This is a genomic window from Shewanella sp. GutDb-MelDb (genome assembly GCF_002836075.1).
GTDB lineage: Bacteria > Pseudomonadota > Gammaproteobacteria > Enterobacterales > Shewanellaceae > Shewanella.
In genome coordinates this window covers 1-12,797 of sequence record NZ_PJBM01000246.1, presented here as the reverse complement: position 1 = coordinate 12,797, position 12,797 = coordinate 1, and the positions used below count along the sequence as shown (strand labels likewise).

The following is a 12,797-nucleotide window of genomic DNA, read 5'->3' as shown; positions in this document are numbered from 1 at the left end:
AAGCCTCTCTGTTAAATTTTAGACAACTGATGGTCCAATAACTGCTTGAGTTGAGAAAGTAATAGATGATCCATATCGGGATGAAAGTGCATAGGATCTGAACTTGCAATAGCAAATATCACTTGACCACACTCGTTAGACAAACGAGATAAAGCGACTGAGCCGACCTCGGAACCAAACAAACGTTTCGACTCTTCAATGGTTAATCGACCAAAATAATAACCTGAATCTAAACGCTTTCTCCAAATATGAGACAACGCACTGTCGATGTCATGCACGGTGATTAATCGAACATGGCTAAATTGAAACTGCTCTTTTAAGCCGCTTGATAATACCTGACGCAACTCGCCCATATCTTCGCATTTTAGCATCTGCATCGACAATGCACTGTTAAACATGTAGATCTGCTCGTTACGTGACGCCATTGACAGTAGAGCGGTGATCTCCTCTTCAAGCTGCGCGACTCGCTGACGTAATGATTCTTGCTGACGTTCAACCAATGAAACGGCTCCTCGTTCAGCATGGGGAATACGCATCGCAATCAATAACTCAGGGTAACGGCTAAAAAAATCAGGGTTATCCAGCAGGTATTCTCGGATCAAGATCTCGTCAAACGGCGGTTGCTTCATGGTGTTATCTGTCATTGAGGAATTTGTCCATCATAAACGTGCTCTGCAGGCCCAGTCATCCATAACGGCTTACCTTCGCCATCCCAGTTGATCATTAATGTGCCACCAGGCAGATCAACGCGTACATTTCTGTCTAGCTTACCCTGTAAAATACCCACCACCACCGCAGCACATGCCCCAGTGCCACAGGCTAATGTTTCAGCTGCGCCGCGCTCATAAACGCGCAGTTTGATATAGCCAGCGTTAACCACTTCCATAAAGCCAACATTAACCCCTTTAGGAAAACGCTCATGTTGGGTCAACTCTGCGCCAATAGTATCGACATCAGTATTTGCCACATCAGCAACGTCAATCACACAGTGTGGGTTGCCCATCGATACAGCACCACAAAGGTAAGTCGCTGAGGACGCCATTAGCAAGTAGGTCTTTTCCACCTTTTTTGCGTTAAAAGGTATTTTAGCCGGTTCGAGCACGGGCACGCCCATGTTAACCGTGACTTTACCGTCTCGCTCCAGTCTCAAGGTAATCTTGCCTGACGAGGTACTCACACGGATTTTATGCTTTTGCGTTAAGCCTTTATTGCTCACGAATCGAGCAAAACAACGGGCGCCATTACCGCATTGCTCCACTTCACTTCCATCGGCATTAAAAATTCGATAATGAAAATCAAGATCCGGATCGTACGGGGGTTCAACCAATAATAATTGATCGAAGCCGATGCCAAAATTTCGGTCTGCTAGACGTCGGATCTGATCCGGTGAGAAGAACACATTTTGTGTGACCCCATCAACAACCATAAAGTCATTGCCTAAACCGTGCATCTTAGTGAATTGAATCAAGATGGACTTCCTTAAAGGTAACCGTAGCGGACGGTGTCCATCACGCTACATTCTATTGATCGAGTTTACGGTAGTAATTGTTCACCTTGCCACAATTGGGCAAGCTTTTCTCTTTCTCGGATCACGTACGCATTCTCACCATCAACCATCAATTCTGCCGCTCGCGGCCGTGAATTGTAGTTCGACGCCATGGTAAAACCATATGCGCCTGAAGAACGAATGGCTAAATAGTCACCCGCTTGCACATTAAGCTGACGATCTTTACCTAAAAAGTCGCCGGTTTCACACACAGGTCCCACCACATCGTAGCTTTGCGTCTGGCCGCCACGGTCAATAGCCGGGATAATTTTTTGCCACGCGCTGTATAACGCCGGTCTAATTAAATCGTTCATGGCACCATCAACTAAGGCAAAGCGCTTTTCGCTGTTCTCTTTGAGGTATAGCACCTGAGTGACAAAAATACCGGCGTTAGCTGCAATCGCTCTACCGGGTTCGAAAATTAGCTTAAGATCTCGCTCACCTAAACGCTCGAGTAATGCTGCGGCATAGACGTCGGGTTGTGGTGGTAACTCATCATCGTAAGTGACACCAAGACCGCCACCGACATCGAAATGCTTAATCTCGACCCCTAGATCCGCTAAACGATCGATTAAAGCCAACATGCGATCCATTGCATCTAGAAACGGCTTAATCTCAGTTAACTGAGAACCGATATGGCAATCAACACCTTTAATGTCTAACGCTGGCAACACTTTGGCACGTAAGAAAATAGTTTCAGCCTCTTCCATCGCAATACCAAACTTATTCTCTTTAAGCCCGGTTGAGATGTAAGGGTGCGTGCCCGCATCAACGTCTGGATTGATCCGCAAAGACACCGGCGCTATCTTGCCCATTCGATGTGCAACGATACTTAATTGTTCCAGTTCAGCGGCAGACTCTACGTTAAAGCAGTAGATACCAATCTCTAACGCCATCTCCATCTCGGCGACCGTTTTACCTACGCCTGAGAACACCACTTTAGCCGGATCGCCACCGGCCTCAATCACTCGAGCAAGTTCGCCGCCTGAGACAATATCAAAACCGCTGCCCAAACGTGCAAGCACATTCAATACTGCAATATTTGAATTCGCTTTAACCGCATAACAGATAAGATGTGGATGATTAGCAACCGCATTATCAAAAGCATGCCAATGTCGCTCCAGCGTTGCTCGCGAATAGATATAAAGAGGTGTGCCATGTTGCTTAGCTAACTCGGCCACCTGACATTGTTCGGCGTAAAGCTCTTCTGCTTGATATATAAAATGATCCACGTCTTTAGTCCTTGTTACTTTCTTCGCTTGGCTTAGGCTCTACGTCTGGCGACTTTTGATCCTGCTCTGCTTGATTAACATCTTGCGGCGGCGCTCTAAATAACGCACTTTTTTGCCCACAACCTAAAAGTACTAGGCTACCAAGCCCGACCAACAAAAACAGCCTCATTTTTTTCAACATCGGTTGACCCTTTAGCGCAATGACCTAAGACAGGAGCAACCCATATCAATGTCCTGCTGTGTGGCAAAAATAGTTATTCTTGATGTTTGCAGACAAGGCCATTATCAGTCAAGCCTATAACGCATTTATATCCGCTGTTTCTACAGTTATTTAGGGGCTGTTTTACTAAGATAAACACCTAAAAGATAGCCATGTGATGGGTTAATAGGCACTAGTCGCTTATTTATCGATATTTTACTGTATCAAACAGGTGTTACAACTCAGGTGAACGACTGGGTTAAACCGATATTAAACAGTTACTTAAATTTTATATATTACGTATTAATACATCAAAACCCAATAACCCTAAAATTAATGTGATTGGTAATCGCAGATTGGATTGGTAGTATTAGCTACATTAACTGCAATCTTAAAAATCTGAGGAATAATTAGCATGGCTATAACAGATTTCGAATTTCATCAACTTGCCGATGAAATGTTTCAAGCAATTGATAATGCGTTAGAGGTTCTTATTGACGAGCAAGATGCTGACGTCGATGTCGATGGTTCTGGTAATGTCTTACAATTAGAATTTAACGGCAACTCTAAGATAGTGATCAATAAGCAAGAGCCAATGCATGAGATTTGGTTAGCAACGCAGTTTGGTGGTTATCACTTTGCCTACATTGAAGGTAAATGGTTAGATCAGCGTAACGACACTGAATTCATGCCGTTTGTTATCGAATCTATTTTCAAGCAAAGTGGGCTAAAGCTAGATATCTAGTGTTTATTAAGGAGGAGGAAACTCCTCTTTTTATAAAACCTCCATCCAAACTTAAAACTCCACCTCGTAAGCCTCCTTTGAAACACCAAAAGGCAACGCAATAAGCTGGCCTTTGACGCGTTCCAATTTAAAAAACTGTGGCATATTAAACTGTTCTTTCTCTAATGTTGAGTCATTAAATGCGTGATGATGACTCACCTGGCTCACCAAGCCTTCGACATCAGCTCCCTCTTGAACATAATGATTTAACGCATTATTCTCATCTAGAATAAACACATCGAGTCCTTCTACACGTTGGCGTAAAAAGTACTGAACCGCCCCTTTTGCGGCATAGTCCTGAATAACCGAGGGGAGCTTTGAAAAAGGTTCATTGCCGAGTTCAGGTCGCGGTATTTCAACCAATTTTCTTTTTGAAAGCTGCTGGTAAAAGGACTTTGCATCGCTTAGGTTTTCGAAATGCATACCGCGATTATTAAAGAAGATACCATAGCGGATGGGACCCACTTTGAGTGGATAAACCAAGGTAGATGAATCTTGAGCTTGATCCGTTAAACGAACCGCCCTGTCTAGCAGGTTTTTAACGCTGCGTTCAGTTTGCGAGCGAAGCTTACTTGAGCAGCTAATAACCTCAATGCACACCTCGTGCGTCGCCCTTCTCATTCCGGGAGTCACTGAAGCCAGCGCTTCTAAAATCGCTTTCTCGCCTTCAAAATGATTACAATGCCACTCTCCCCAACTATTTAAACTAATAACATCAATAGACCCCAGCATATTGGTTTTATGCTTGCCCATTGAAAAAATATTACTATTCAAATAATCAGCCATTATCTCTTGGCCAAGCCACTGCTCTGTTGGATCACTATTAAAGTTGAGCAGAAATACCAATTTCTTAAAATGCCAAGGCTGACAAAGCGCCATTTTTGATACTTTCATTGAAGCAAGATCGATCAAGCCATCAAGACGCCTGGCCGCTCGAGTTAAAAACTCAGCTCTGCGCTTGCTCTTTTTAACTTCATACCAGCGAGTGCTTTGCACTGAAATGCAATTGAGTGACGCCCACACCAACAACTTAGCTTTGCTCTTGGAATGGTAAACCGCACTGTGTTGCAGAAATTGTTTGGGATTGGGTGCACATCGATATAAATAGTAATTTTTGTCCTGTTCACTATAGATAATCGAAAGATGATCTTCTGTAATTGAGCGGCTCCAGAGTTGATTAAGCGTCATAATTTGATGCTCATCTTCACTAAAGTAGGTATGTAACTTACGGGTCAACAGACCTAATTCTGAAATCCTCAGGCTCTCACTCAAGCGATGCGCAGAAGCAAAGTGCAACAGCGTTTGATAACTCCCCAGCATTAGCTCATTAAGTTGCTCATTAAACCACTGCAACTGACCACAATGCCAATACTCACAATTATCGAGTGTTTCAACTAAGCTTGCTGCCCAGCCCCAGTTTTCAACCAGTTGATGTATTTTGTAATAACGCCAATCTTTTGCTTGTTCAGAGAAACTGAGCCTCACACCGCATTTAAGATAAAAGCAACGACGAGTGATCTCAAGTCTTCTCGCATCACCCAACTTTAGTAAATAAGTTTCAATAGACTCGTACAATAGATAATAAGCATCGTTTCCTGCAGAAAAGTCGCCCTCTAGAGTGCGCTTCCAAATGCGGTCACTCACTAAACGAGTATGAGGGTATTCACTTGCGTAAGCTTCTAAAAGCAGAACCTTTAGCAACGCCTTATGCGGTTTTTCTACTCCCTTATATAGCTGCCACAATGATGCCCCAAAATATTCGCTAGCGGGTAATGCCCGAGCATCACCAAGCGATAGTAAATGGGCTCTTTTTTTGGCTTGTGGCCACCACGCAATCACCTTTCCGGCTAATTTAAAATGACTACGGTAAAACTCTTCAAGCAACAACCAATGTTGCGCACTACCGCTATGCTCATGGCCCATACTGTTGTACAGATCTTTTTGATCATCTTGGCCCATAACGAATTGTTGAGGATGCACTAAATAGATATTCACTTCGAAATCAAATTGCGCGAACCACTGGGTTAACAAACTCGCTTTCTGCGCTAATAACTCACATTGGCTCTGACTCATCGACTTATTGTGGATCAGCCAAACATCAATATCACTTTGAGAATTTTGCCCAAAGCTAGCCGTGCTCCCCATACTATAAACACCCTCTATAAGCGCGTTAGGCTTAATGGCATTGGGCGGCACGGTAATATCGAGGGTGTCACAAGCTTCAAAATCTTCCGCATTTAAATGGAAATCAAAAATCCCATTGGGCGTAAGCGGTCCATTATAACCGGGGAGTTTATCTGAATGATGGTGTAATAAAACGGGGATTAGGCGTAGCAAATACCGTTTAAGTGGCGACAATAACGCGCTCGCTCGCGCATATCGAATACAATCCAATCTTTCAGCTGCACATTCGAGCATATCGAGCTTTTCTGCCAAACTGAGTCCACTCCTTAATATAAATTGCTATGCCTAATGTATACGTCAAAATGTTCAACGGCAAGCGAGCGTGATCAAGATCACACTTTCTAACGGGATATAACGGGGTGTACTTCAAAGAATTAGCAGCATAACGTTACATCTGCTTTCGGGCAATGTTAGCATTGGTGCAACTAAGATCTAAGATGGAATATTCTGCATGTCTCAAAATGTAATTCGTATCGCAACACGTAAGAGCCCTCTTGCCATGTGGCAAGCTGAATTTGTGAAAGCTGAACTGGAAAGAATCCATCAAGGCCTCACCGTTGAATTGCTGCCTATGAGCACTAAAGGTGACATCATCTTAGATACGCCTCTTGCTAAAGTGGGTGGTAAAGGCTTGTTCGTGAAAGAACTTGAAGTGGCCATACTAGAAGACAGAGCCGATATCGCCGTTCATTCAATGAAAGACGTTCCTGTCGACTTTCCTGAAGGCTTAGGTCTTGAAGTCATTTGTGAGCGTGAAGATCCCCGTGACGCATTTGTTTCAAATGACTTTAAGAGCATTAATGAACTGCCTCAAGGTGCGGTTGTTGGTACTTCTAGCTTGCGTCGTCAATGCCAAATTCGTGCAGCACGTCCAGATCTTCAAATCAAAGATCTACGTGGTAACGTTGGTACGCGCTTAGCTAAGCTAGATGCGGGTAACTATGATGCGATTATCCTTGCAGCAGCAGGCCTTAAGCGTTTAAAACTTGAAAGCAGAATTACCAGCTTTATCTCTGCTGAAGACTCATTACCCGCTAATGGCCAAGGCGCCGTCGGTATTGAATGTCGTACCGCTGATACACGCGTAAAAGCGCTACTAGCCCCACTTGAGCATTTAGAAACTCGTCTTCGCGTCACTGCTGAGCGCGCAATGAATACTCGCCTTGAAGGTGGCTGCCAAGTCCCCATTGGTGCTTATGCAGAGCTTGACGGCGACATATTAAATCTTCGTGGTCTAGTCGGTAACCCAGATGGTAGCCAAATTATTGAAGCGGCTTCATCTGGCCATAAAGACGACGCGGAAAAGCTGGGTATAGCACTTGCTGAAGAGTTGCTAGCCAAAGGCGCTAAAACAATTCTTGATGCTGTATATGCAAAAGCGTAAATCGTATTGATGAAAGTACTACTGACACGCCCTCAAGGGCGTAATCAGTTAATGGAAGAGGCGTTATCGTTAAGAAACGTCTCTTACCTTACGACGCCTTTATTACACGTAAAACCCACTTCAAACCTTGACGCTCAACAGATTGATAGCGCGTTACAGCAAGCTGATATCTTCATCTTCATTAGTACCAATGCTGTCAAATTCGCATCAACTGCAATTACTGATAAATGGCCATCATCGGCACAATACTTTGCCGTTGGCGAAGCCACCTATTTAGCCTTAAAAGCACTTGGTATTAACGCCGAAAAAGCCCCTGCGGATTGCCAACAAACGGAAGGGTTACTCAGTTTAGCAACACTAAAACATGTGGATGATAAAAATATTGTCATTGTGCGTGGCGTGGGTGGTCGAGAAGATTTAGCGCTTGAACTTTGCCAACGAAAAGCCAATTTGAGTTACTGGGAAGTCTATCAAAGAGGCTGTCCTGAGTTAGATATTTCCAATATTTGCCAACAATGGCAAACCTTCGGTATAGACACTATCATCATCACCAGTGGCGATATACTCGATAACCTCGTCAAAACTGTTCCAAATGAACTATTTGCATGGCTGCAAACTTGTCATATTATAGTCCCAAGCTCCCGAGTATATGACAAAGCTATCGCATACGGTCTAAGTACCGTAACCAATGCTAAAGCCGCTAATACTAATGCCATGCTGACTGCGCTATCTTTATAGCCTGTCACACTAACATTAGTAATGTACTCGTTTTACTGCAGCATCATCGCTTTCAAGGACTGTTTAATGGAAAACAAGCACACTGACGTCAGCTCTAGCGAGCCAAGCCCTGAAACAACCATTGCGGCGCAGCCTGTTATCGACGCGAAGTCAGAGCCACAAACCAGTACCGCACAGCATGCTGTCAAAGACACGCCGATTGAATCTAATCAATCAGCTCCTTGGGGGATTATTATTACCCTCTTTATTTTGCTGATGGTCTCTTTTGCAGCGGCGGCAGGCGGGTATTATCTTTATCAACAGCTCGAAGCCCAAAAAGCACAGTCGCTGGCTTTAGAGCAAAAAATACAAGCAGAACTTGTTCAGCCAAATCAACGGATCGCTTTTTTAGAACAGCAACAAGTCCAGTTCAAATCTAATGTAGATTTAGCCCTTTCAGCCGCTCAAAGCGAGCAAGAGCAGTTGCAAGAACGCGTATCGATTATTGCTCAACGTAACCCCAATCACTGGCGAGCAGAAGAAGCTAAATACCTCGTCAGACTCGCAGGGCAGAAGTTATGGCTTGAGCAAGATCCAAGTACAGCAACGAGCTTACTGAAGGCTGCGGATGAACGCATTAAGTCAATGCGCGATCCCTCTTTAATGCCATTAAGAAAGGCATTAGCAAATGATATAGCAGCAACCGCATCAATAAAAAATACCGATATAGCAGGCACTGTATTAACCCTAGATACGCTTATTGAAGGGCTAGAAACCTTACCGCTAAATCGCGCTGAGACTCATTTTTCAGCAGAAGAACTAAAAGACACCGAAGTAAGTGGCTCACTGGATGACTGGCAATCAAATCTCGCCAGATCTTGGCAAGCACTCATCGATGACTTTGTCATTATTAGAAAGCGAACCACAGATGCCGCACCACTGTTAGAGCCTGATCAACAGTGGTATCTAGTTGAAAATACACGTAACAAGTTACTACAAGCTCAACTCGCGCTTTACAGACAAGATCAAGTCAATTACCGCAACTCGGTTAAATTAGCTAGAAAGTGGGTTTACCAATATTTTGACCTAGAAGATCAACATGTCATTGATGCGTTAGCCACACTCGACGCACTGAAAACCTTAAAAATTCAAACTGCGTCAATTGAGCGCTTTGACTCATCTAACTTACTAAATCAATTGGTGACATACGGTGACTTGATGACTGAGGAGACACAATAATGGTTCGTGCTCTCGTCTATCTTGGCATTATTTTACTTGGATTATGTGTAAGCCCTTTCCTCGCTGGCAATAAAGGATACCTTTATATTGCCCTTGGAGACTACCAAGCTGAAACCAGTATTGTATTTGCTTTTATCGCACTCATTGTATTTTACAGTCTGCTACAAGTGGTTGAATTTGTAGTTGTGTGGGTGCTTAACCTTATTATTGGTAGTCGCCTTTTACCTGAAAAATGGCGCAAAAAGGCGGCAAGAAAGCATACCCTTATGGGCGCCCTAGCCTTAGCAGAAGAAGATTGGCCAGCCGCAGAAAAAGCCATGGTTAAAGGCGCAGAAAAAGGTGAGATACCCGCGCTAAACCTACTTGCTGCAGCCCGTGCTGCTCAGCATCAAAATAACATTAGTGCTCGTGATGAATATTTAGCAAAAGCGGAACTGGAACCGTTAGCGGTCAAAGCTGTAAGTACTACTCGTACCCGTTATTTATTACAACAAGGTGAGCTCGATTTAGCCCGAAAGGAGCTAGAAAAATTAAACCCGACCAGTAAGAGTAAAGTCCCTGTTTTAAAACTTGCTGTAGATCTATACCAAGCACAACAAGACTGGCAGGCACTTAAGTTAATCTTACCTATTATCAGTAAAAAGCAGATCCTTACTGAAGAAGCCTTTAATACGCTCTCGCTCGAGACCAATATTGCCTTACTGCAAAGCGCATCGAAAACCAATGAGCAAGAATTGGAAAAATGCTGGCATTGGTTATCTCGGGGCGAAAGAAAACAAGCAGACTATATTGCAGAATACGCCATTGGATTAAACCGTTTCGGTCAAAAAGAGCAAGCGATAAAGTTGCTGCAAAAGCAACTCAAAGCAGCGCCTTCAAAGCCTATCTTCGAAGCGTTTTCACAAGTGCTTTTACCGGCAGATGTTGAAGCTAAAAAACAGCTACTCGCGCTTGAATCTCACTTTGAAGACAATGTTGATTACCAAATCTGTTTAGCTAAGCTCTATCATCAAAATCACGACTACCACAATGCTAAAATATGGTGGCAAAAAGCATGCTACCTGCAAGATGATATAACTAACTTGTATGCTCTCGCCGATGCTCAAGAGCATCAAGGCGAACTTAACAGAGCACTACAAACTCGACGTAACGCTGCAAAAATGTAGCTAACGCTTATATTTATTTTGAATATAAAAGCCACTTTTAAGTGGCTTTTTGACTTTTAAACAATTCCTCTAAAACCCTATTCAAAGCTAGCTAGTTGATAAAGTTAATTTTTAAAAATGGGTATCAAACCCAGTAAACATATCGCTTACCCACCTTGACTTTAGCTTATTTGACAACGCTTCAATGACGTACGAAATTTGTACTGTCAGTACAATAATTTAAAATGACTAAGTACTGACTATCCTCCATTTAGCTCACGGATGAGATAGTAGAGTAAATCATGATGGGTACATATATTTCAAAGCAGGATGCCACCATTGTTGAGCTTTCTGGCGTCATTAGCAGCCAAAACGATCAAGGTGAGATGGTCTCATTAAAAGTGGGTGATACCTTACGCCAAAATACTATGTTTAATGTCGCCGTCGATGCAACATTCAAACTCCAGTACAGCGATGGTACAACAGCCACCCATATAGACTTCAATGACAACAACGAGGTGACGACTTCAGGGTTTGAAGCGACTGACACAATAACTGAAACAATTGACCCTGAAATTGCAGCGTTACAAGCACAGATTTTAAGCGGTGAAGATCCGACTCTAAACCTACCCGATACTGCTGCAGGCGAAGCGAGCCCGACAGCAAATGAAGGTGGAGGGTTCGTATCAGTAAACCGTGCGGGTGACGAAACTATTGCAGGTGCAGGACATAACACTGACGGTTTCGAACAGGTACAAACTACTCGTATAGCTGAATTACCAAACTTCTTAGAGCAGTTTTCTCTGCCTACGATTACAACAAGTTCGGTTCGGTTATTTGAGAAAAATCTTTCTGACGGCTCAGAGCCTCAAATCGCATCACTTTCACAAGCTGAAAGCGTTTCTGTCACGGTGCAAGCTGGAATAAACGCATTAACCATTAACGGTGTCCAAGTATTTGTCGATGGTAATTTTATTGGCCCCGTCACTATCCCCAGTGAACACGGCTCACTTGTCATTTCTAGCTATGATCCAATTAATTCAATCCTCACCTACAGCTACACACTTAATAGTGCATTAGACCATAGTGAATCAGATATTTTATCAGAACTATTCTTAGTACAATTAACAGATAATCAAGGGGATATAACAACAGCAATCGTCACTGCCAGTATTGTTGATGATGCTCCATCGGGTCTTGACGATGTAAATGCCATCAATGAAGACAATCTTGAAGGCGTTTTAGGTAATGTTTTAGCTAACGATACCTTAGGAGCTGACCTAGCGGAGGTGACACAAGTATCCACCGCGACAGGTTCAATAGATTTAGCCACTGAAAACTTAATTGCAGGAAACTATGGATCATTAACCATTGCTGCTGATGGCAGCTATACCTACACCCTCAATGAGCAATCCACCGATATACAGGCTCTCGCGTTGGGTGATCAAGTATTTGAATCGTTTGACTACCTTCTGGTAGATGCCGACGGTGATCAGGTTTCTCTCACCTTAATCATTACTATTACCGGAGAAAATGACGCACCAGAAGTGACCTCCTCATTGGAAGATGCCATGGGTAACGTGATTGAAGCGGGAGTTTTAGTCGGTGGCAATATTGAGACAACCGGTCAAGCCCAAACAAGCGGAACGTTAACGGCGATGGATGTTGATGATGGCGCCGTGCTTACATGGAGTTTGGATAGCCCTGCTCAGACCCCATACGGACTATTCACTCTCGATGAAGACACCGGGGTCTGGTCTTTTACACTGAGTAATGAACTAGCTGATAGCTTAGCCTTTGGCGATATCGTTACCGAATCTTTTAATATAACAGTAACAGATGAATACGGATTGTCGGCTAGCCAACAGGTCACAGTGACAGTGGCCGGCACCAACGATATTCCGCTCATTACCTCAACCATTGCCGATGCGACTGGCGAAGTCTTAGAAGCAGGCGTCATAGATGGCGGTAATGATCCAGAGCCAGGCAGCCTTACCACGGGCGGCACGTTAACCGCCAGTGATGTCGATAACGGAGCCAGTTGGAGCTGGGATTTTGTCCCTCAGGTCAATGACTATGGTACTTTCGGCATTAATGCCAGCACCGGCGTGTGGAGCTACACTTTAGCTAATAACGCCTTGGTTGATGCACTCGCCTCCGGTGAAACCCACGACGAGACTTTCTTGGTCACCGTCACCGATGAGTTTGGTGCATTCAGCACTCAAATTGTCACCGTGACTGTCACCGGCACCAACGATATTCCGTTGATCACTTCCACCATTGCCGATGCGACTGGCGAAGTTCTAGAAGCGGGCGTCATGGATGGCGGTAATGATCCAGAGCCAGGCAGCCTCACCACGGGCGGCA

General features: G+C 43.9%; 11 protein-coding genes. 6 read left to right on the top strand and 5 right to left on the bottom strand.

The features are described from left to right. Positions 1 to 11 precede the first annotated feature (11 nt). The 4 genes from CXF82_RS16175 to CXF82_RS22375 form a co-directional block, all read right to left on the bottom strand. Positions 12 to 644 (bottom strand): DUF484 family protein, encoded by a 633-nt coding sequence (locus CXF82_RS16175; protein WP_101089769.1) that lies wholly within the window; start codon positions 642 to 644, stop codon positions 12 to 14. Continuing rightward, complete coding sequence (dapF, locus tag CXF82_RS16170; RefSeq protein ID WP_101089768.1) at positions 641 to 1,468, bottom strand: diaminopimelate epimerase; 828 nt, start codon at positions 1,466 to 1,468, stop codon at positions 641 to 643. Before dapF ends, CXF82_RS16175 begins: the two co-directional genes overlap by 4 nt. Positions 1,469 to 1,533: 65 nt before the next feature. After that, positions 1,534 to 2,778 (bottom strand): diaminopimelate decarboxylase, encoded by a 1,245-nt coding sequence (gene lysA / locus CXF82_RS16165; RefSeq protein ID WP_102044562.1) that lies wholly within the window; start codon positions 2,776 to 2,778, stop codon positions 1,534 to 1,536. A 4-nt stretch (positions 2,779 to 2,782) separates the two neighbouring features. After that, positions 2,783 to 2,959, bottom strand: a complete 177-nt coding sequence (locus CXF82_RS22375) for a hypothetical protein (protein ID WP_157822888.1) — start codon at positions 2,957 to 2,959, stop codon at positions 2,783 to 2,785. Between the two features lie 433 nt (positions 2,960 to 3,392). Between CXF82_RS22375 and cyaY the strand changes: the two genes are divergently transcribed. Then, positions 3,393 to 3,722, top strand: a complete 330-nt coding sequence (gene cyaY / locus CXF82_RS16160; protein ID WP_101089766.1) for an iron donor protein CyaY — start codon at positions 3,393 to 3,395, stop codon at positions 3,720 to 3,722. A gap of 51 nt (positions 3,723 to 3,773) precedes the next feature. Here cyaY and CXF82_RS16155 read toward each other — a convergent pair whose 3' ends face one another. Next, complete coding sequence (locus CXF82_RS16155) at positions 3,774 to 6,179, bottom strand: class I adenylate cyclase (protein WP_180961219.1); 2,406 nt, start codon at positions 6,177 to 6,179, stop codon at positions 3,774 to 3,776. A gap of 217 nt (positions 6,180 to 6,396) precedes the next feature. On the opposite strand from CXF82_RS16155, the gene hemC reads away from it, so the two are divergent. The 5 genes from hemC to CXF82_RS16130 all read left to right on the top strand — a co-directional run. Next, positions 6,397 to 7,329: a hydroxymethylbilane synthase gene (gene hemC / locus CXF82_RS16150; protein WP_101089764.1), complete on the top strand. Its 933-nt coding sequence runs from the start codon at positions 6,397 to 6,399 to the stop codon at positions 7,327 to 7,329. A gap of 9 nt (positions 7,330 to 7,338) precedes the next feature. After that, the gene (locus CXF82_RS16145; protein ID WP_101089763.1) at positions 7,339 to 8,067 is read left to right on the top strand and encodes a uroporphyrinogen-III synthase; all 729 of its coding nucleotides are present in this window, start codon (positions 7,339 to 7,341) and stop codon (positions 8,065 to 8,067) included. 66 nt (positions 8,068 to 8,133) lie between these two features. After that, positions 8,134 to 9,285 carry a uroporphyrinogen-III C-methyltransferase gene (locus CXF82_RS16140; protein WP_102044560.1) on the top strand — a complete coding sequence of 384 codons (1,152 nt, stop codon included), beginning with the start codon at positions 8,134 to 8,136 and terminating at the stop codon, positions 9,283 to 9,285. Next, complete coding sequence (locus tag CXF82_RS16135; RefSeq protein ID WP_102044559.1) at positions 9,285 to 10,451, top strand: heme biosynthesis HemY N-terminal domain-containing protein; 1,167 nt, start codon at positions 9,285 to 9,287, stop codon at positions 10,449 to 10,451. The genes CXF82_RS16140 and CXF82_RS16135 overlap by 1 nt, the downstream gene beginning before the upstream one ends. A gap of 281 nt (positions 10,452 to 10,732) precedes the next feature. Further along, the coding region (locus CXF82_RS16130) for a retention module-containing protein (protein ID WP_145991697.1) at positions 10,733 to 12,797 on the top strand (2,065 nt) is incomplete at its 3' end.

What these genes read in the sequence shown, in the direction of transcription:
- CXF82_RS16135 (WP_102044559.1), top strand. Translation starts at nt 9,285, where the DNA reads ATGGTTCGTGCTCTCGTCTATCTTGGCATTATTTTACTTGGATTATGT.
- CXF82_RS22375 (WP_157822888.1), bottom strand. Translation starts at nt 2,959, where the DNA reads ATGTTGAAAAAAATGAGGCTGTTTTTGTTGGTCGGGCTTGGTAGCCTA.
- CXF82_RS16140 (WP_102044560.1), top strand. Translation starts at nt 8,134, where the DNA reads ATGGAAAACAAGCACACTGACGTCAGCTCTAGCGAGCCAAGCCCTGAA.
- hemC (WP_101089764.1), top strand. Translation starts at nt 6,397, where the DNA reads ATGTCTCAAAATGTAATTCGTATCGCAACACGTAAGAGCCCTCTTGCC.
- cyaY (WP_101089766.1), top strand. Translation starts at nt 3,393, where the DNA reads ATGGCTATAACAGATTTCGAATTTCATCAACTTGCCGATGAAATGTTT.
- CXF82_RS16145 (WP_101089763.1), top strand. Translation starts at nt 7,339, where the DNA reads ATGAAAGTACTACTGACACGCCCTCAAGGGCGTAATCAGTTAATGGAA.
- CXF82_RS16155 (WP_180961219.1), bottom strand. Translation starts at nt 6,179, where the DNA reads ATGCTCGAATGTGCAGCTGAAAGATTGGATTGTATTCGATATGCGCGA.
- CXF82_RS16175 (WP_101089769.1), bottom strand. Translation starts at nt 644, where the DNA reads ATGACAGATAACACCATGAAGCAACCGCCGTTTGACGAGATCTTGATC.